The sequence below is a fragment of the Aidingimonas lacisalsi genome, assembly GCF_008079445.1.
GTDB classification, from domain to species: domain Bacteria; phylum Pseudomonadota; class Gammaproteobacteria; order Pseudomonadales; family Halomonadaceae; genus Aidingimonas; species Aidingimonas lacisalsi.
This window is the reverse complement of record NZ_VRYH01000002.1, coordinates 377,446-396,713: the sequence shown is the minus strand read 5'-3', so window position 1 is coordinate 396,713 and position 19,268 is coordinate 377,446. Positions and strand designations below refer to the sequence as shown.

The 19,268-nt window shown below is 58.5% G+C and carries 22 protein-coding genes and 1 pseudogene; 10 read left to right on the top strand and 13 right to left on the bottom strand.

The window, feature by feature from the left end:
• Positions 1-157: 157 nt before the first annotated feature.
• Positions 158-1,024 carry a DMT family transporter gene (locus FVV99_RS05090; protein WP_148252945.1) on the top strand — a complete coding sequence of 289 codons (867 nt, stop codon included), beginning with the start codon at positions 158-160 and terminating at the stop codon, positions 1,022-1,024.
• On the opposite strand, the gene FVV99_RS05085 is transcribed toward FVV99_RS05090, so the two are convergent.
• From FVV99_RS05085 to modA, 4 genes are read right to left on the bottom strand one after another with little or no spacing between them, the layout of a single operon-like run.
• Positions 1,021-1,536 carry a DUF192 domain-containing protein gene (locus tag FVV99_RS05085; protein ID WP_148252944.1) on the bottom strand — a complete coding sequence of 172 codons (516 nt, stop codon included), beginning with the start codon at positions 1,534-1,536 and terminating at the stop codon, positions 1,021-1,023. The two genes, FVV99_RS05090 and FVV99_RS05085, sit on opposite strands and share 4 nt — an antisense overlap.
• Positions 1,533-2,654: an ABC transporter ATP-binding protein gene (locus FVV99_RS05080; RefSeq protein WP_148252943.1), complete on the bottom strand. Its 1,122-nt coding sequence runs from the start codon at positions 2,652-2,654 to the stop codon at positions 1,533-1,535. Before FVV99_RS05080 ends, FVV99_RS05085 begins: the two co-directional genes overlap by 4 nt.
• Positions 2,647-3,315: a molybdate ABC transporter permease subunit gene (gene modB / locus FVV99_RS05075; RefSeq protein ID WP_148252942.1), complete on the bottom strand. Its 669-nt coding sequence runs from the start codon at positions 3,313-3,315 to the stop codon at positions 2,647-2,649. The genes FVV99_RS05080 and modB overlap by 8 nt, the downstream gene beginning before the upstream one ends.
• Positions 3,315-4,112, bottom strand: a complete 798-nt coding sequence (gene modA / locus FVV99_RS05070) for a molybdate ABC transporter substrate-binding protein (RefSeq protein WP_148252941.1) — start codon at positions 4,110-4,112, stop codon at positions 3,315-3,317. The genes modB and modA overlap by 1 nt, the downstream gene beginning before the upstream one ends.
• A 268-nt stretch (positions 4,113-4,380) precedes the next feature.
• Here modA and nfo point away from each other — a divergent pair, with 268 nt between their 5' ends.
• On the top strand, positions 4,381-5,226 hold the full coding sequence (gene nfo / locus FVV99_RS05065; RefSeq protein WP_148252940.1) for a deoxyribonuclease IV: 846 nt from the start codon (positions 4,381-4,383) through the stop codon (positions 5,224-5,226).
• 118 nt (positions 5,227-5,344) lie between these two features.
• Complete coding sequence (locus FVV99_RS05060; RefSeq protein WP_148252939.1) at positions 5,345-5,620, top strand: hypothetical protein; 276 nt, start codon at positions 5,345-5,347, stop codon at positions 5,618-5,620.
• A 48-nt stretch (positions 5,621-5,668) separates the two neighbouring features.
• Here FVV99_RS05060 and FVV99_RS05055 read toward each other — a convergent pair whose 3' ends face one another.
• Positions 5,669-6,418: a TIGR01458 family HAD-type hydrolase gene (locus FVV99_RS05055; RefSeq protein WP_148252938.1), complete on the bottom strand. Its 750-nt coding sequence runs from the start codon at positions 6,416-6,418 to the stop codon at positions 5,669-5,671.
• Between the two features lie 137 nt (positions 6,419-6,555).
• Here FVV99_RS05055 and FVV99_RS05050 point away from each other — a divergent pair, with 137 nt between their 5' ends.
• The gene (locus FVV99_RS05050) at positions 6,556-6,948 is read left to right on the top strand and encodes a RidA family protein (RefSeq protein ID WP_148252937.1); all 393 of its coding nucleotides are present in this window, start codon (positions 6,556-6,558) and stop codon (positions 6,946-6,948) included.
• On the opposite strand, the gene FVV99_RS05045 is transcribed toward FVV99_RS05050, so the two are convergent.
• Positions 6,939-7,793 (bottom strand): LysR family transcriptional regulator, encoded by an 855-nt coding sequence (locus FVV99_RS05045; RefSeq protein WP_148252936.1) that lies wholly within the window; start codon positions 7,791-7,793, stop codon positions 6,939-6,941. The two genes, FVV99_RS05050 and FVV99_RS05045, sit on opposite strands and share 10 nt — an antisense overlap.
• Before the next feature lie 115 nt (positions 7,794-7,908).
• On the opposite strand from FVV99_RS05045, the gene FVV99_RS05040 reads away from it, so the two are divergent.
• Positions 7,909-8,874 carry a permease gene (locus tag FVV99_RS05040; protein ID WP_148252935.1) on the top strand — a complete coding sequence of 322 codons (966 nt, stop codon included), beginning with the start codon at positions 7,909-7,911 and terminating at the stop codon, positions 8,872-8,874.
• A gap of 54 nt (positions 8,875-8,928) precedes the next feature.
• Here the strand turns inward: FVV99_RS05040 and FVV99_RS05035 are convergent, their stop codons facing one another.
• Positions 8,929-9,297: a phasin family protein gene (locus tag FVV99_RS05035; RefSeq protein ID WP_148252934.1), complete on the bottom strand. Its 369-nt coding sequence runs from the start codon at positions 9,295-9,297 to the stop codon at positions 8,929-8,931.
• A 277-nt stretch (positions 9,298-9,574) separates the two neighbouring features.
• Between FVV99_RS05035 and FVV99_RS05030 the strand changes: the two genes are divergently transcribed.
• A complete protein-coding gene (locus tag FVV99_RS05030) occupies positions 9,575-10,528 on the top strand; it encodes a threonine ammonia-lyase (protein ID WP_148252933.1) in 954 nt (317 codons plus the stop codon).
• Positions 10,529-10,533: 5 nt separating this feature from the next.
• Here FVV99_RS05030 and FVV99_RS05025 read toward each other — a convergent pair whose 3' ends face one another.
• The 5 genes from FVV99_RS05025 to FVV99_RS05005 form a co-directional block, all read right to left on the bottom strand.
• The gene (locus tag FVV99_RS05025) at positions 10,534-11,343 is read right to left on the bottom strand and encodes an ABC transporter ATP-binding protein (protein WP_148252932.1); all 810 of its coding nucleotides are present in this window, start codon (positions 11,341-11,343) and stop codon (positions 10,534-10,536) included.
• Positions 11,340-12,485, bottom strand: a complete 1,146-nt coding sequence (locus FVV99_RS05020) for a FecCD family ABC transporter permease (RefSeq protein ID WP_148252931.1) — start codon at positions 12,483-12,485, stop codon at positions 11,340-11,342. The genes FVV99_RS05025 and FVV99_RS05020 overlap by 4 nt, the downstream gene beginning before the upstream one ends.
• Before the next feature lie 16 nt (positions 12,486-12,501).
• Entirely contained in the window at positions 12,502-13,470 is a 969-nt protein-coding gene (locus FVV99_RS05015) for a FecCD family ABC transporter permease (RefSeq protein WP_148253188.1), read from the bottom strand.
• Between the two features lie 47 nt (positions 13,471-13,517).
• Entirely contained in the window at positions 13,518-14,459 is a 942-nt protein-coding gene (locus FVV99_RS05010) for an ABC transporter substrate-binding protein (protein ID WP_330859648.1), read from the bottom strand.
• Positions 14,460-14,565: 106 nt separating this feature from the next.
• A complete protein-coding gene (locus tag FVV99_RS05005) occupies positions 14,566-16,539 on the bottom strand; it encodes a ligand-gated channel protein (RefSeq protein WP_148252930.1) in 1,974 nt (657 codons plus the stop codon).
• A 212-nt stretch (positions 16,540-16,751) separates the two neighbouring features.
• On the opposite strand from FVV99_RS05005, the gene FVV99_RS05000 reads away from it, so the two are divergent.
• The 3 genes from FVV99_RS05000 to FVV99_RS04990 all read left to right on the top strand — a co-directional run bounded on the left by FVV99_RS05000 (position 16,752) and on the right by FVV99_RS04990 (position 18,788).
• A complete protein-coding gene (locus FVV99_RS05000) occupies positions 16,752-17,690 on the top strand; it encodes a LysR family transcriptional regulator (protein ID WP_148252929.1) in 939 nt (312 codons plus the stop codon).
• Between the two features lie 165 nt (positions 17,691-17,855).
• Positions 17,856-18,122: a glycine betaine ABC transporter substrate-binding protein gene (locus FVV99_RS04995; protein WP_236645302.1), complete on the top strand. Its 267-nt coding sequence runs from the start codon at positions 17,856-17,858 to the stop codon at positions 18,120-18,122.
• 72 nt (positions 18,123-18,194) lie between these two features.
• Positions 18,195-18,788 carry a CocE/NonD family hydrolase gene (locus FVV99_RS04990; protein ID WP_148252928.1) on the top strand — a complete coding sequence of 198 codons (594 nt, stop codon included), beginning with the start codon at positions 18,195-18,197 and terminating at the stop codon, positions 18,786-18,788.
• Here FVV99_RS04990 and FVV99_RS18745 read toward each other — a convergent pair.
• Entirely contained in the window at positions 18,761-18,928 is a 168-nt protein-coding gene (locus tag FVV99_RS18745; RefSeq protein WP_236645301.1) for a hypothetical protein, read from the bottom strand. The two genes, FVV99_RS04990 and FVV99_RS18745, sit on opposite strands and share 28 nt — an antisense overlap.
• Between FVV99_RS18745 and FVV99_RS19040 the strand changes: the two are divergent.
• Positions 18,893-19,195: pseudogene (locus FVV99_RS19040) on the top strand (CocE/NonD family hydrolase C-terminal non-catalytic domain-containing protein); the annotation flags it as partial. The gene FVV99_RS18745 and the pseudogene FVV99_RS19040 sit on opposite strands and share 36 nt — an antisense overlap.
• Positions 19,196-19,268 lie beyond the last annotated feature (73 nt).

Below are 19,268 nucleotides of genomic sequence, written 5' to 3'. Positions count from 1 at the left end.
ACCATCCGAATGGAAAGACAACGAGAGCATTTCATCTTATACGCGATACGCACCCAACTCAGCCTCACGATTCGATTCAATCCTTCCCGATCCATCAATTGCGATGAACGAACTGATATGCTGTACGAGTTATATCAGAGCTCTTCAAGGACGAACCGTGCCATTTCGTGACCTGCTACTCGGACTGACCGTCATTGCGCTCTGGGCGCTGAACATCATCATCATCAAGGTAGGCGTGGAGGAGCTCCCTCCCCTGCTGCTGATGACATTGCGCTTCACGCTGGTCGCTGCCCTACTGGTGCCCTTCAATCCCGTGTCTCGGTACCACCTGCCGTTTCTACTCTTGCTCTCGGCGACCTTTGGGACGATGCACTTCGCCCTGCTATTCATCGGTCTGGGGCAAGCCGAAGCGGGAACTGGCGCGATCCTGGTGCAGATGGGCACCCCATTCGCCACACTATTGGCCGTGATCTTCCTCAAGGAAGCTCTGGATGCCCGTCGCCTGACAGGGCTTGTGATGTCATTTGTCGGCGTCGTCGTACTGGCAGGTGGGCCGACGCTACCCTCCCCTCTGCCGTTGATACTGCTGCTGCTCAGTGCCATGGGGTGGGCAATCTCGCAACTGTTGATCAAGCGGGGCCCCTCGATCCCGCCACTGGCACTGGCGGGATGGATCGCTCTGTTCGCCGTACCTCAAGTCGCCCTGGGGTCGTGGTTATTCGAACGTGGCCAATGGCAGGCACTGGCATCTGCCGGTTTGACCGGCTGGGGAGCCGTTGTCTATACGGCCGTGATGTCATCGATCGTGGCCTACGGCCTCTGGTATGGTCTGCTACGCCGCCACCCGGTCAACAAGGTCGTCCCCATGACGCTACTCGTACCGGTACTCGCCGTCGTGCTCGGTGTCGTCCTGCTCGACGATGGTTTGGGGATTCACAAGGTCGCGGGAGGCGGGTTCGTGGTCGCCGGTGTTGGCCTGATCATCCTCACAGGCAAGCAGAGCAGTCAACCCAAACGTGCCTAGCAATCACTGGCTCGGCCTAGCCGCTCGCCATCGAGCGCCACACAATCCCCAATGTCGATGTCGTTCTCGTCGAAGTAACCGGCATTGACCTCCAGCGCCGCGACGTATGTCACTCCCGCTTCATAGGTTGGACAATCGCCGGGGGCATCGGCATCGCAGGGCGGCATTTCCTGTATCGCGGCAATCCTTCCGTCGCCCCCGATGAAGGCGATATCCAGCGGAATACGAGTGCGGTACATCCAGACACTCGTACCGGGCGTCCTCTCTCGCTCATAAAGAAACAGCATGCCCGCGTCAGCACCAAGATGCTCACGCTCCATCAACCCGCGCGCCCGCTGTCGACCATTCACGGCGAGTTCCACCGATAGTTGCGCCGCATGACGCTCGTTGTGAATCGTCACCTCCGCCGTCGCGAAGTCGATGTCGCGACTGGCCTCCTGCGCCAGGGCGAGAGCGGGTATCAGGCTCAAAAGCAGCGACACGATAATCCGGTCCAGACAGCAGGACGTCATGGCTGAGCTCCCTCGTGTTGTGGCAAAGCGGCGTCCGGCATCAGATGAATACCGCTAGCGAGCAGCGAAACGATAACCGTCTCGCCCTTGGCCAAACCATTCCGACGCGCCGCGTGAGTCGAGATCTCGAAGCGCAAGGTTTCTCGCGTATGCGAGAACGACAGCGTTACCAGCGCCATGCCCCCCAGCACGATGATTTCACTTACGGTGCTTTCGACCGGATTTTCTCGCTCTCCGCGCGAGGGCCGGTCGCGACGATGCAGTATCACGTCGGAGGGCGGCACATACCAATGCAGCGTTTGACCGGGTTCCAGGTTATCGAGACCTGTCTCGACTTCGAGTCGGTTCGGCCCCCATGTCAGATAACGTCGTCCCGATGTCTCCGCGACCGTCCCCGTAAACACATTGTGCTTATCGAGGAGGCGGGCTACCTGAGGTGAGGCGGGATGGCGATACAGCCGTTCGGGCGGCCCCACCTGCAGTGTGGCGCCAGCTTGCAATACGCATAACCTATCCGCCAGTGCCGTCGCCTCGTCCAGGTCATGAGTCACCAGCACGATCGGGATGTCGATCGTTTCGCGCAACAGTGCCAACTCCCGCTGCAGCCGCCGCCGTGTCACCTGGTCCACCGCCGAGAAAGGCTCATCGAGCAACAATACCCAGGGATCTCTCGCCAGGGCCCGAGCCACGGCCACACGTTGGCATTGCCCCCCCGACAGCTCATGCGGATAACGCCCTTCGAGGCCCTGAAGACGCACACGCGCCAACCATTGCTCAGCACGTTCACGCTGCTCGCTACTGGCTACATGACCCATCGCAATCGCAACATTGTCACAGGCCGTCAGATGCGGGAACAGAGCATAATCCTGGAACACGACGCCCACACGGCGTTGCTGGGGCGTCATGCACAACCGCTTGGCGGTATCGAACCACACTTGCCCCGCACAGCGGATGGTTCCTTGCTGCGGTTGATAGAGTCCGGCAATGGCGCGCAACAGGGTCGTCTTGCCACTGCCGGAAGGTCCAACCAGCGCCAGCAGCTCGCCAGGCTGGCAACGAAACTCGGCCGCCAACGGAATAGGGCTCGTCTGAGACAGCGTGACTTCCAATTCAGACACGCGGTACTCCCCTGCGCCTAGCCAAACCGTATACCACCCCGATGGTCACGAATGACACCATCAATAACACCGTCGACATGATACCGGCACCGACTTCATCAAATGCCTGCATGCGGTCATAGATGGCAATCGAGAGCGTTCGCGTTTCACCATCGAGAGACCCGCCAACCATCAGTATCACACCGAACTCTCCCAGTGTATGCGCGAATGTCAGTGCAACCGACGATATCAGCCCCGGCCATACCAAAGGCAGTTCAATACGCATGAATGTTTGCCACGATGATAACCCACTGCACCAGGCAGCCTCGCGCAAATGCCCCGGTACCGTTTCGAACGCTCGCTGAATGGGTTGAACGGCGAATGGTAGATTGATGACCAGGGAGGCGAACAGGATTCCGGTGAATGTGAAATTGAGTGCTCCACCGGTCAATGCATGCCAGAGGGAACCCAATGGCGCCTCCCTGCCGAACGCCACCATCAGATAGAAGCCCAGAACAGTCGGTGGCATCACCAACGGCAAGGCGATCAACGCTTCACCGAATGGGCGCCCACGGGACCGTGTCACGGCAAGCGTGCGACCAAGCCATAACGCCAGCGGCAGGAGTAACAGGCAAGTGGTTACCGCTAATCGCAGTGAGACGGAAAGCGCCGACCAGTCCATCAATCGCTCTCCGCCGGATCGGGCAGCCCGAAACCATAGCGTTCAAAGATGGCCTGCGCCTCATCGCCACGCAGATACTCATAAAACGCCCGGGCCGTATCACCGGCTCCATCGAGCAGTACCATGCGCTGATGAAGAGGATCATGCCAGCCCTCTGGTATCGGCACGAACTCGCTACGCTCGCGTAACGCGGGCGATACCGCTAGTGAATAGGCAACCAGTCCACCGAGAGCATCATCGGACAGGGCAAATTGAGTGGCTTGTGCGACATTCTCCCCCAAGACTTTGAGTGGCTGCATATCCCGCCACACTCCTGCATGTTCCAGAGCTTGGCGCGCAGCTACACCATAGGGCGCATGCTCCGGATTCGCCATGGCGATACGCTGACGTGCTCCGTTGTCCGCATACCTCTCGATGGCCATCTCGACAGCAGCCAGAGGAGACGATTCCTGAGGTAACCCCGCTTGCGAGCGTTGCAACCAGACCAGTCGCCCCCGAGCATAACGGGTGCCTTCATTCCGTGTCAGTCCCTGATCGTACAACGCTGCGACATACGCTTCATCGGCGGAGAGGAACACCTCGAACGGAGCGCCCTGTGCGATTTGGCGACGAAAGTTGCCTGATGAACCGAAGGTCAATCGTACCGATGCCCCCTCTTCGGCCTCGAACCGCTCGGCGATCTCCTCCAGGGCAAACTGTACGTTGGAGGCGGCAGCAACACGTAACGGATCGGCCTGCACCATCAGCGGCCACCCCATTAGAACAAGAGTCACCAACCAGCAACGCCAATGGATCATGTCGGCCTCCCAACCACGCGCTAAGTTGCTTCCAGCAAAATTGATCACCCGATCGAACGTGCCATTCCACGCTATTGTCCGGTATCACTCTCAGGTTGGCAAAACACAGTCATAAACGGCTCTTGCCTTATCATGATCACGGTAATGGAACGTCTGCCGCCAGCGTTACGAGACATCGTCGAACGGTTCACGGCACAATATGACGTTCGTACCATGTAACCGCCCTATATGGTTAGTGAACCATCGTCACCCAGAGGACATTCCAGCCATGAAGTATCTCGGTGCTCACGTAAGCGCTGCCGGCGGCCCGGATCAGGCGGTGAAGCGTGCCGTCGACATCGGAGCCGATGCCTTTGCCCTGTTCACAAAGAACCAGCGCCAATGGAAAGCCAAACCCCTGACGGATGAGGCAATCCAGGCGTTCCGTCACGCCTGCAAGGAACACGGATTCGAGCCGAAGCAGATCCTCCCGCATGATAGTTACTTGATCAATCTCGGCCATCCAGAGGCCGCAGGGTTGCAGAAGTCACGTGATGCGTTCCTCGATGAGATGCAGCGTTGCGAGCAACTGGGACTGTCCCAGCTCAACTTTCATCCTGGCAGTCACCTGAAGAAGATCAGTGTCGGTGAATGCCTGGCACGTATTGCCGACTCCATCAACGAAGCGCTTGCTCGGACACGAGGGGTGACAGCGGTTATCGAGAACACGGCTGGGCAGGGAACCAATCTAGGTTGGCATTTCGATCACTTGATAGAGATCATCGACCAGGTCGATGACAAGTCGCGAGTCGGCGTATGTATCGATACGTGCCACGCATTCGCCGCCGGTTATGACATGCGCACCGCGGAAACGTGCAAAGCCACGTTTGACGACTTCGGGACAACCGTTGGTTTCGACTATCTACGTGGCCTGCACCTCAATGATGCCAAAAGCGAATTCGCCAGCCGTGTCGATCGCCACCATAGTATCGGTCAGGGCAACATTGGCCTGGACGGGTTCACAGCACTGATGCGCGACTCACGTATCGATGGCGTCCCCATGATTCTGGAAACCATCGACCCCAGTATCTGGGCTGATGAGATTGACTGGTTACGAGCCCAGCAAGTGACATAGCACACTGGACGTCACGGGCGCACTCTTTCGATTATCGCCCTGGACATGTTTCGATTGAGGCAATGAGCGAGGAGTTCGGGGTTCAACGATCGACCACCCGATACAAGGAGTCAACGCCATGGATATCATCATCGAAAATCAGGGACTCGATAACGACGAGTTCCACCAACTGGTCAGCGGCGATACGGGGAATGCGCTACGCCAAAGTGCCAAGAACTATCTCGGGAATCTGGATGTCGCGGAACGTCAGGTCGAGGAATTGAAAATGCAAGGCGGCAGCGAATATGAACAGCTCCGTCAGGACATGCATGATCATGCACTTCGTATCGTCAGCCTTGATCCCGACTTGCCGATTCGTCTGGATATCGCCTTCCACGGAGGCATCAAGTCATAGACACATCGGGGGCGCTGTCCTGACGCCGGTTGACACGTTGCCGAGGAGTCAACCAAGCGATTCGACGAGAGCCCCCAGGTCCTTCTCCAGGCGACACCCAAGTGTACGCCGTTCATCACCATGACGATACTTGCCGGTCCGCACCAGACAACCCTGTAAACCGGCCTGGATGGCTGCAGCGACATCCGCTTCGGCATCGTCGCCGACCATCAGAGCCTCTCCGGCATCTACCCCCACCTCGTCCAGAACGCCCTGGAAAAAGCCTGGCGCCGGTTTCCCCAATACCCGAGCTTGAGTGTCTGCAGCGTATTCGAGTGCTTTGACGAACGGCCCGGCATCGAGATGCAAACTGCCTTGCCGGTGGAAATACCGATTGGTGCCCACGACGAGCAAGGGAGCCCCTGTCTGCAGTATTTGAAAAGCAGCATCGAGATGCGCATAGTCGAAGCGATATTCGGCATCACATATCACCACCGCATTGGGATGCGTCTCATCGATGTCATCGAACTCCGGAATCAGGTTGTCATGGATCAACAGGTAGGGGCGCAGTCCGTGTTGTTGGACATATCGCTTGAGCACGGAAGGTGCCGTATGGATTTGTGAACGTTCGACTTCAAACCCCATCTGCCGCAGTTCGGCATACACGGCGGCACCGGTCTTGCGCGATGTGTTGGTCACGAAGCGCAGTGCAACACTGGCTTCCTGCAGGCGGCTGACGGCCTCCACGGCCTTGGGCAGTGGTACACCATCATTGTGGAGGACGCCGCTGATATCCAGCAGCACGGCTCGTGGCATCATGTCCCTCACCTCCATTGCCGGTTTGACAGCTATCAGCCTAGTCACGGACCGTGCGACTGTGAGGGATGAAACTCTGACGCTGAAGTCACGCACTAAGACAGTACGGACCCATGAGCGTTTACCCAAGGAGCGACTCGATGCCCGACTATCGTAACGACCCGACACTGCCTTCCCCAGCATTCCCCGGTAGTCACATGGTGCTGGATGATAACTATGTTTTCATTTCAGGCCTGACGGCGGCTGACATTCAAGGTGGGGAGACCGTCATCGGCGATGTCACCGAAGAGACGCGTAGTGTCATGCGGAAACTCGAATACATGCTCCACAAGGCGGATTGCGATTGGCAAGATGTCGTCCGCGTCGACGTTCACCTGACCGACCTCGACGACATATCGCATATGGACGCCGTCTATGCCGAATTCTTTACCGAGGAACGATACCCGGCTCGCACCTGCACGGAATCGGCCAGGCTGTTCGGCGATAGCCGCGTCGAGATCACCGTGATGGCGAGACGCGTGTCTCAGTCATGATGCGTCGCAAAGGCACGTCTAACCGTGGCCGCCATATCCCATACTCCCGGCGCTTGATGGCTCAGTATTCTGAGAACCAAGTGTGAACCTGGCAATGTTGGCAAGGCCATGACATTCGATGCTGGTACGGTCTCGGCCGGGGCCGTGCTCTTGCCCAACACGCCAATACCCAGACCGGCTCTGATCGCACTCCCGACACCTGACACGCTGTGGCTGGTGTAGGCAACGCGCCACTCGAGACCGGCCTGCTGAACGGCATCAATCGCCCACTGCCGCCACCAGCAATCGTGATCGAACAACACCAGGGGTAGCGGCTCGTCAGGCGTCCATTCCATGCCGACGCCAACGAGCCAATCCGTTGGGTCGTAACCAATGACCTCCCCATGCACTGGTTGCTGATCAGCGATCAATATGCCCAAGTCGAGATTGCCCGCTGCCATCATGTCAGCGATATCAGGGCTGGGCCCGCAACAGACGATCAATTCGACCTCAGGCTGGGCACGTTGAAAACGGGCCAAAACCGTCGTTAAGGGGCCCGTGGCATACTCTTCCGGGACTCCGATACGAAGCTGTCCACGTGCCGGAGTCACCGCTAGACATTGGCTCACGTCGGCCAACGATTCCACCACGCGACGTGCATGCGGAATCAGCCGCTCCCCCGTAGCGGTGGGTACCACCGACTGCCGATGCCGTACCAGCAAAGGCTGTCCTGCATGACGCTCGAGTTGCTGTATCTGCATGCTGACTGCCGACTGAGTGCGGTGAATGCGCTGGGCACCGTCAGTGAAACTTCCCGACTCCACGACCGCCAGAAACGTCGCCAACCATTCGCTTTTGAGTGCCATGCCATCAAGATCTCTGATGTTAGATATATAAATTATTCGTTTCACTGATCACAAAGCTTCAATCTAGCATAGAAACAGACTCAGTGAAGCGTTAAGCAGACCGAGGCGACAACTCATGAGAACGATTCTGACCCTTTCCAGAATCTGGTGGCTGGCTGGCGCCACACTACTGACGGGCTGCTGGCTGCAAGGTGACACGGCTTTTGCCCGTACGGTTGTGGCTGATGTGCTCATGCTGATGCCATTGATCGCCATTGCTGCCGGACTGGCAGGTTGGATGGGAACATCATATCGGTCGGAACACATTGCCATTTGGCTACGGCAGCGCCCAATCACCGCGATCGTCGTCGCCAGCCTTGCAGGCGCTGTCACCCCCGTGTGCGGCATTGCCATGGTTCCCCTAGTAGCTGCGCTACTGCGTCATGGGGTACCGCTGGCAGCAGCCATGGCATTCTGGTTATCCTCGCCTATTACAGACCCTGGCATGTTCACTTTGACGATCGGCTTTCTGGGGTGGCCATTTGCCATGGGGATGGTGGTGGCGGCGTTTCTGATGGGAATACTCGCCGGGGCAGTAACGTCTGGCCTGCCCCTCTCTTTTGCTTCCCCCACCGACGTCGGCGCCAATGACGCCTGTCGGCACGGTTCGTATGAACGGACACGCTTCTGGCAAGAGAGCATATCGACCTTCTGGCTCATCCTGAGATGGATGCTGCTCGCACTTAGCCTGGAGGCTCTCATGCAACACTATCTGCCCGCATCCGTCATCACATCGATGCTCGGACATGATAGCCCCTGGTCCGTGCCGCTGGCGGTACTGATCGGCGCGCCGCTCTACCTCGAAGGTTATGCCGCACTGCCTTTAGTCAGGGGAATGATCGATCTGGGGATGTCATATGGCGCCGCCATGGGGCTGCTGATCGCCGGTGCCTCGATCAGCTTGTACGCTGCCGTCGCCGTCTGGAGCCTGGTCAGTCGTCGGATTTTTGTCGTCTATACCGGCTTCGCGGTCATCGGCTCGATACTGGCAGGCTGGGCCACCGATTGGAGTATTGCGTTGTATCAGGCAGGGGGCCTATAACGACACTGCCGCCCCGAAGGGCGGCGGTTCGATTCGTATAACTACCGGTACCGATTACTTGGTAGCTTTCGACGCGCTCTTGGAAGCCGTCTTGACATTGTCTTCAGTCAATTTCTGACCTTGCTGTACGAAGTCCTGATTCATGGCGACGACTTTCTCGGTATCGGACTTCAGGCGTTCGCCCACGTCTTTGGCGACTTTCTGCTGCTCTTCGACATAGGACCGCAGGCTTTCGGCATCCTTGACATCGAGGGCGGCACGTGCCTGGCCCAGTCCAATGTCGGAATACGCTTTGGCTGCTTCATATTGAGCGCTCAACAGCTTCTCGGTGTAATCGATGGTCAGCGCTGCGTAGGCGCGAGCCGGGCCGAAAAACAGAGACTCGAACTGTTGTGTTGCTTGATCGATAGTTGCGTTACTCATGGCACACCTCCGTTGGGATGTTATCGGCGAAGGCGTTTTAACCTTCGTTGCAGTGCAACATAGCAAAGACTTTTGTGCAGTGCAACATCTTTTTGCCTTTCTTTCCAATGAACCTCGGTGGAGAGCGACCGATACATCGTCATCGTGGCGACCTGTCACATGGGCTGGCCGGTTTCCTTGCGTACCTGATCGCAGGCCTTGATTCCAGCGAACGCCATTGTTTAGCTATATGAAACATGCCCGATTCTGGTGTCACCAGCTATTCTGGAGCTCAGCCATGATCACTATCGAGACGGTCCAGAGCGCTCGCGAAACCATCAGCGATACCCTGACGTCGACGCCTTTGATCATGGATCATGTGCTGTCGGAACGGCTTGGTCGACGAGTCTGGCTCAAAGGGGAACTGTTTCAGCGTACCGGGTCGTTCAAACCACGGGGCGGGATCAACTGGATACGCTCCGCCAATTGGGACGAACTTGCCGGTGGTCTCGGGGCCGTATCGGCCGGCAATCATGCCTTGGGCCTTGCGTGGGCTGCACGAGAGGCTGATGTTCCCGTCACTATCGTCATGCCCGACAACGCCAGCCCGTTCAAGGTGGACGGTAGCCGCGCGCTGGGAGCCGAGGTGATCCTGCATGGCGACATCAATGATGCCTGGACCCTGATGCATGAGTTGATCGACCAGCGCGGCCTGACCCTGGTCCATCCCTATGATGACCTTCGCATCATCGCCGGCCAAGGCACGGTTGGTCTGGAGATTCTCGAACAGGCTCCCGAAACCTCAGCGATTCTCTGTCCGATAGGCGGTGGAGGATTGATATCGGGCATTGGCATTGCAACGTCTGCGCTACAGCCCGAACTGAAACTGTTCGGCGTCGAACCGGCAGGTGCCGCCAGCATGGCGTATGCCTGGGCACTAGGAGGTCCCAAGCATCTGGATAGAATCGATACCTGTGCCAAGAGCTTGGCAGCCGCCGTGGTCGGCGAGCATACCTATCATCTCTGTCGCCAAGTGACCGATGATCTGATCGCCGTCAACGATGAGGCGATTCAGCGCGCTATCCATCACCTGATACAACACACCAAGCTTTATGCCGAACCAGGTGCCGCCGTCGGCGTGGCCAGCTTGCTGGAAGGCATGGTGGAACTACCGCCGACGGGCGATATCGTCGTCGTGATCACAGGGGGCAATATGGACCGACAGGAGCTAGACCGCTTGAGGCCAGTGTGATGCCGCTATTCGGTGTCAGCGGCGAGCCGCATATCGGCGAACAGCAGACTGCCCGTGTCCGGGTCGGGTAACAGTCGACATTCGACACCGTAAAGTTGGCGCACCAGCGCCGGAGTCACGACGGTGGATGGCTCACCAGACGCAACGATACGACCATCAAGCATGGCAATCAGGTGATCGGCATAACGACACGCACTCGGTAAATCGTGTAACACCGTAACGATGCTGCGTCCAGTATCGGCCAAGTGCCGAATCAGTTCGAACACTTCGATCTGGTGTCCCAGATCCAGAGCTGAGGTGGGTTCGTCCAGCAATAACAGCGACGTTTGCTGCGCGATGGTCATGGCGATCCAGGCACGCTGACGTTGGCCCCCCGACAGGGTATCCAGTGGACGATCGGCCAATGCCTGTAACCCGGCAGCTCTCAGGGCATCATGGACCACTTGCTGGTCGTCAGCCGACCACTGTCTCAGCCACCCCTGATGAGGCTGACGGCCAAAACGGATCAGTTCCGCTACTGTCAGCCCTTCCGGTGCCTGAGCTTGTTGAGGCAGCAACGCCAGTCGTCGGGCCAGAGTGCGCGAAGGCAACCGCTGAATGTCATCGCCATCCAGTAACACACATCCACCACTCGGCGAATGGAGACGTGCCAATCCAGCCAGCAGGGTCGACTTGCCACATCCATTGGGCCCCACGATGGCCGTAACCCGACCAGCCGGCAGTACCAGATCGAGCCCCTCGATCACCGATGTTCGCTGGTAAGCCAACCATAACTGATGAGCCTCGAGAGTCGCAGCGGGAAAGTCTGTCGTCATACGTTACCGCTCCCACCTTGTCGCAATAGTATCCATAATAGATAAGGACCCCCGACGATGGCCGTCACGATCCCCACGGGCAACTCGATCGGTGACAGCAGCAAGCGTCCGACCCCATCCGACACCGTCATGACCAACGCCCCGGCCAATGCCGATCCAATCACGGGCACGCCACGCGGTGAAGATAGGTGACGGGCGATTTCCGGACCTATCAAACCGACCATACCGACCGGGCCGGCCACCGCAACCGCCAACGCCGTCAGCGATACTGCCAGACTCAACGCCTGTAAACGCGAGCGCCTGAGTGAGATACCCAGACCCTGCGCTATCGCCTCGGAAAAGCGCATCGTCGATAGCGCACGCGAGAGTCTCAGTGACAGCACCACACCTATACCCAGGCCTATAGCCAGCACGGTCATGGTCCCCGTCGGCCGTGCATTGAGAGTCCCCACGGTCCAGGGATAAGCGGCATTGGCGACATCGATGGCAACGCGGGCCATCAGTAATTGCGTCGCGGCCCCGAATACCGCCCCGACCCCAATGCCGGCCACGATGAAACGGTATCCGCGTGTACCGCCGCCACCGGCCAGCCCAAAGGTCAGAGCGGTCGCTGTTGCCGCTCCCGTCAGGGCCATTGCCGGTGGCGCGAGACTGACGCCAAGCCCCACGACAGAGGCCACCGCAAAGGCAGTGGCCCCATTGTCGATGCCGATGATTCCTGGTGTCGCCAGACGGTTGCGCGCCAGCGTTTGCATCAGGCACCCCGCGACTGCAAACGCCGCTCCCGTCAGCCACGCTGCCAACATGCGAGGCAACCGTAGATCGTTGACGACGAACGCTACTGTCGGCTCAGCCTCCGAGAACAGGGCACGCAGCGTAGACGCCGGAGCGATAGCAACGGTTCCGGTACACAGATAAATCAGCGATGTCAGGATGAGCGCTACCCCTAACCCGACATTGGCCAGGAAGGCTCGGCGATCGATCAATATGCTCGCTTCTCTTCGCCTACCAGCCCAGTACCAGCCAAGACGCCAATGACCCGGCGGAGCGAATACACCTGATCGCTGCACATCGCTGAGGTTCTCCGAGATCGGTACGTGCCCGACCTTATTCTTTTCACCGCCAACGGCGATCCACGACATGAGACGCCTCATCAAACTACAGCATCGGCAAGCGCCGTGCCCTGACCACGGCGACGAGCACAGGAGCACCGCAAAGTGCCGTCAAAACGCCCAAGGGAAGTTCGGACGGTGCGACGACGATGCGGGCCACGATATCCGCCACCAGCACCATCAGGGGGCCCAACGGCAGGCAGAACCAGAGGGTTCGACGAATGTCCGGCCCAGCGATGGCCCTGGCGGCAAAGGGAACCACCAGCCCGACGAACGCAACCGGGCCAGCGATGGCGGTTGCCCCTCCCACGAGTAGTGCCACGATCAATATGATCGACAAGCGTACGAGACCGGGATGGTGACCAAGCCCCTTGGCAACCCGTTCCCCCAAGGCCAGAGACGCCAACGGTCGTGCCATTGTCACGGTCAAAAGACCCGCCACGAGAAGACTCGGGATGACCGGTATCAAATCGGCGAGTCGCCGACCGGACAGGCTACCGACGACCCAGAAGCGGATTTCATCGGCCGCCCGTTGATCCATCAGCAGGATCAATGACGTCAATGCCGCCAACAGACTCGACAATGCCGCACCGGCAAGCACCAGCCGTACCGGGTCGGAACCGACGCCGCGCAGTCGCACCACATTCATTACGCACAGGCAGCCCCCCAAGGCGCCCAATTGGGCCACGGGCACTCGCAATGTGGCCGCACTGGCCCCCAAAACCAGCATGACCGCCACGGCGAAGGCACTACCGGCAGTCACCCCCAACAAACCCGGTTCGGCCAGCGGATTACGTGTTATCGCCTGCAATAAGGCCCCCGACACGCCCAGTGATACGCCCACCACCAAACCGATGAGCGTGCGAGGCAATCGCAGTGCCGTCACCGTGAACCGGGCTTCCTCACTGCCGCCGCCCACCAGGACAGTGATGGCGTCACGGGGAGATACCGGCCCGGCACCTACCAGCAAGCTAGCCAGGCATGTCAGCACCAGTAACGACAGCAGCCCCCCCATCCCGGGGAAATGCCGCAATGAGGGGGTAGTAGCGGCAAGCATCGGCATTATTGCGAAGACAGCACGTTCGCCTCGATATCATCGAGAATCGCCGATGCCGCCATCGGCCCCGAAGCGCTGGTCCAGAGTTGGCCATCGACCGGCACGACCCTGTCCTGTTCGACAGCCGATAGTCGCCCGAAAGCCTTGGACTCACGCGCAGATGCCAAGGCGTCATCACCATCCTCATTGAGGGTCGCCATGAACAGCCAGTCATTATCGACCTGCGCCAGGTTCTCCAGACTCAATGGGTCACTATGGGGACGTCCTTCAGGCACCAATCCCCCATCGTCGACATCAAAGCCGGTTGCCGCCAGAAGGCCGGTAGAGAACAGTTGATCGGACATGACCAGCGGCCCCTGAGGCATCCAGCGCACCAAGTGGGCACCTAGGGGTTGGCCATTATCTTGAAGCGACTCGGCCAGATCTTCCGCACGCCGTTCTATCTCCTCGATCGCTACATCCACTTCAGTTTCGTGGCCCAATGCTCGGCCAAAGAGACGGGCCTCCCCCTTCCAGGCATCCGGGCTGAACCCCTCGGTTCGGGGAACGACGGTCGGTGCGATATCGGCAAGCAGAGCGTACTGTTCACGCGACAATCGCGGTGATGCAAGAATGACATCGGGCGACTGAGCTACGACGGCTTCGATATTGGTCTCTCTGGCCGTCCCGACGATGGCAATATCGCCGACTCGATCCTTGAGGTAACGGGCCACGCCCTCCCCGCCACGCGTCATGATAGCGGCCACCGGTGTCACACCCGCTGTCATCGCGACATCAAGGGCCCCTTCGTACAACGTCACGACTCGTTGCGGCTCACCCTCGATTTCCACATCGCCGAAGGCGGTATCCAGGGTTCTTGCCTGGGCCGATGAGATCAGCAGGGTCATCAGAGCACCGATGCTCACGCATCGACAGAAGACATTCATGATGTTGGAGATTCGTTGCATGTTATTTCCAAGTCCACGCGTCAGTAAGAAGGATAATAATGACTATCAACCGCACTAGCATGCCGATCCTCGACAACGATATGTTCGAAAATCGGCAACATCGGTCTTAAAAATCGACATTCACCCCTAGCCAGTAACGGCGTCCATCCTCGACAACGCCGTATTCGTCATAAGTTACGTTTTCATCGAACACGTTATAGACCCCAGTATTGATCTGAGTACGATCATTGAGCTGATAGCCGAGACCGGCATCGAAGAAGGTATAGGAAGGCGCCACTAACTCGCTCTGAGACGGTCCCGTGGTTGGCTGGCTCTCCTTGCCTCGATAGGTCACGCGGGCCCAGGGCGTTAACCGTTCCGTCGCTTCCCAATCCAATGAAGCGGTGAGCAGATGCTTGGGCAACTGAGTCAGCGGCTCGCCCTCATATTCCCCGCTCTTTTGCTCGGAATCGGTGTAGGTATAGCTGGACGAGAACTCCAGGTCGTCCGTCAATGGGGCGGATAGCGAGACTTCCACCCCTTGCGTCACCGCTTCATCGACGTTGATTCTATACGTGGGGTCCGCTCCGAACTGGTTGGGCCCATCGGTACAGATAGAAATCGGACACTCGACACGCGTGATCTTGTCGTCAAAATCGTTATGGAATAGCGTGATCCCGGCTTCCATTCCTGAGGGCGTGGAATACAACAGCGCCAGTTCCTTGTTCAGCGATGTCTCGGGTTCAAGGTCGGGGTTGCCGTACACATTGCCGCCTCGACTCACCTGCCCCCAGTCAGGGGTGATCTCGCGCAGATTGGGCGAACGGTACCCCGTGGAGACACCCCCCTTGAGCGTCCATGTCGGAGTCATGTTCCAGACGCTGTAAAGCCTGGGGCTGATCTGGCTGCCGTAATTGTCGTCATCGTCGAGACGCACACCCCCCGTCAGTGACAGCGCCTCGGTGAGCAGCCATTCATCTTCGGCGAAGACCGACCATTTGGCATTGTCGATTGCCGTGCGGTCGGAGATACGGTTGGAGGTACGGTCATCGAGTTCCTCCTTCTCGTAATCCGCTCCCACCGTGAGCATATGCGCGCCCAACGGCATGACCAGGCTGGTCTTGGCGATCGTATTGGTGATTTCCATTTCCCGCGAGCGGTTCTCGCTGGTTTCGCGCTGTACGTAGGTTTCCGTGGTGCCGATATTCCAACGGCCGGTATGCGTGATCGCTTGATGCTCCCGAGTGTACTCGCTGTAGGAGTCCTCACAGCCACCACGGCACCCTTCCGAGGGCGCCGAACGTCCCATGTTGGAATCGCGCGTTTGCTCTGATGCCCCCGCCTCGAAGACGAAGTCATGGTCGTCATTCGGGGTCAATGACAGTTTCGCGGTCAGGCTGCGCAGCCCCTTGTCTTCATATCCATTGACGATCTCATCCTCTTCGCGATTCTGCACTTTCCCGTACACCTGAAGCCCCAGCAAGTCTTCCTTGAGGGGGCCGCTCAGGTAAATATTGCTCTGCTGACTATTACCGGACCGGCTGTCTTCCTGAACGATAGTGTCGAACTGGATATTGCCATGCCATTCGTCGGCGACTTTGCGCGTAATGACGTTGATCACCCCACCAATGGAATCCGAACCGTACAAGGTAGCCATCGGCCCCCGTATGATCTCGATACGCTTGATGGCTTGTAGAGGCGGTAGCCAATCCTGCTCGAAGCCGGCACTACCATTGGGACGGCTCTCCCGCGTCGTTTGCGGCTTGCCGTCAACCAGAATCTGCGTGTATTGCGCCGGCATTCCACGAATACTGATATCCGCTCCGTTATCGCCTCGGCCACCCCCCGTGATCACGACACCCGGCACCTTTCGAAGGGCATCGGTGATATCACTGTAGTGGCGCTTCTCGAGATCTTCGCGGTTCAATACGCTGATCGAAGCGGGAGCATTCACGAGCTGTTGCTCATAGCCGGACGCCGTCACCACGACATCGTCCAGACTCTGAGGATCGGCCTGTACGGTCTCCTGAGCGTTCACCGTTCCACTACTGGCACCGATAATGGCCAACGCCAACGCAGCTTTGCGTGATTGATAGGACATGACATCGTTCTCCTTGATGATCGGCTGTCGATTCGCCGACTGCATTATTAATGCTAATTTTTCTCATTTAGATTCTTCCATACACAACGACACATGTCCTGCTACACGGTGTTTCGCTAATTGCAACACCATTACTGCAAATGATTTTCATCACCATGCCGAATATGTGATACTTGAACTTTGCCAACTGACAACGGTTCACCTAGCAAGCCATGCATGATCTGGATGAATTGGTCGCGTTTAACTCGGTCATGGAAACCGGCAGCCTGACGGGAAGCGCCAGGCAGTTAGGCGTCGTGAAATCGACACTCAGCCGACGCATCAGTCAGCTTGAAGACCGGCTCGGCCAGCCACTGCTGCGTCGCCAAGCCAACCGGTTGCTCCCTACGGAAGCCGGCACGCTATTCCTGGCGTATTGCCAGCAGATCCTGCGCTTGAGCGAACAAGGGCAACGGGCTCTGGATGAACTCAAAGAGGAAGTCAGCGGTGAATTGGCCGTGCACGTCCATAGCTCCCTGGCACGTAGCTGGTTTGCGCGTCAGATGGAAGGATTCACAACTCGGTATCCGGGAGTTCGGCTACGTGTACATACCCAGCTGACGCCGCCACAGTCGCCGGAAGACACATCGCTATGTCTATGGCTGGGAACCCCTCCCGAGTGCGGTTTGCGTCAGGAGCCACTGGGCCGCATGACACGCGGCGTGTATGCCCATCCGGACTATCTCGTGAAGCATGGCGTTCCGTTGCATCCCCGAGAACTTGCCAATCATGACTGGATCGACCTGCTCGGCGAAACTGAAAAGGGACTGGTTCTCTATCATCCTTATGAGGGGGAATGCCACGTTTCGCTGCCTTCCTCATGGCTTTATGTCGACCAGCATGTGCTCCATAGCGATGCCATTGCTCGCGGACGCGGTCTCGGCATCATTCCCGATTGGATGGCGAAACAGCGCCTGGCCCATCATCCAGGCACCCTGACGCGCTGCCTCGAGGGGTGGGCACCATCACCGCTTCCCGTGACACTGCTCTACCCCTTTGGGCATCTGCCTCGTAAGGTCCTGAGCCTGTTGGACTATTTACGACGAGGCGTTCCCCATGACTGGCAAGTCCGTCATGACGTGGCGACGACAGCCGCCACCGAACCCGGCTGATCCCCGGCAGCCAGCCCCGGCCCGGGCGTTTATCGCAGGCATTGCAGATCCTCATAAATTCCCGTTCATCAGTGCGTTATCCTGACGGCACGATAAAATCGATCGGCAAATGAAAAACAGGACGATAACTGCTAGTTTGCTGCGCATGCACAAAACGACCCCATCGTGGTCGGCGGGCTCAACTATACAAAACATCTGATTCTGACGTCGGCGACGAGCCAACTCCTCGAGGAGAATGGCTACACTGTCGATCAACGCGACGGTTTGGGAACCAGTGTGCTTCGCCAAGCCCAGGAAAACGGGCAGGTCGATCTCTGCTGGGAATATACCGGCAATTCGGTCATCCTCTTCCACGATCAGGAACAACCGGCCAATGCCGAAGAGACTTACCGGCAGGCCAAGACCCTTGATGCCGATCTGGGGCTGATCTGATCCATCACTTCATTCCGGCCATCTTCTCCGGGCGACGGATCACCGTCGCCCGGTGTGCGTTGAGGAGTTCCCATGTTTCCCAGTGGCGCTCAGCCCGACAGTCGTGAAGTCGATACGTTTCCCCACGCCATTGTCGATATTCCGGAGCTATGGATTCCCTTGCCCGACGGCACACGTCTCGCCGCCCGTCTATGGCGGCCCGAGTCCGCTGAGACATTGCCGGTGCCCGCCATCATCGAATGCCTCCCCTACCGACGTCGCGATGCCACCAGCAGCGACGATGAACGCATGCATCCCTATTTTGCCGGGCATGGCTATGCAGCACTGCGCATCGACCTGCGAGGCAGTGGTGATTCCGATGGCGTATTGGCAGACGAATACCTGGCCAGCGAACAAGATGACCTGGTTGCCGCCATCGGATGGATCGCAGCCCAACCCTGGTGTAGTGGACGGATCGGCATGATGGGTATCTCCTGGGACGGGTTCAATTCGCTACAGGTAGCCTCACGCCAACCCTCGCCCCTGAAAGCGATTATCGCCGTGGGCGCCACCGTGGACCGTTACCATGACGATGTGCGTTACAAAGGCGGTAGCATCCTCAATGAAAACTTCGGCTGGGGCGGCTTCGTCGCTCTCATTCATGTCGCACCCCGATATTCGGAGTGACTGGCGGGCATGCTGGCGACAACGGCCTGCAGTGCGGTGAGTACATCCCCCACTGCAGTGGTCCTGAAATCGCGGGCGATCAGCGCCGTGACGACGCTCACTCGTTGACCTTCGATACCGCTCCGTTGGACGTCGCTCACGATATGCTCGGTCGACCGTTGCTACGTGTACGAGTCAGCGTCGACCAGCCGCAGGCGAACCTGATCGTACGGCTGAGCGATGTCTCCCCCGACGGCGTATCCCAACGCGTTTCCTACTGGGTGCTCAACCTCTGTCATCGTGATAGCCACGAAACGCCCAGCGCCGTTCCCACTGACACCCCCGTGGACGTCACGATCAAGCTCAACCAAGCCTGTCACCGTTTTGCGCCCGGGCATCGGATCCGTGTGTCAGTGACCACGGCCTATTGGCCGCTGATCTGGCCCAGCCCGCGGCCGGTCACACTGACACTGCACGAAGCCGACTCCCACTTGACGCTGC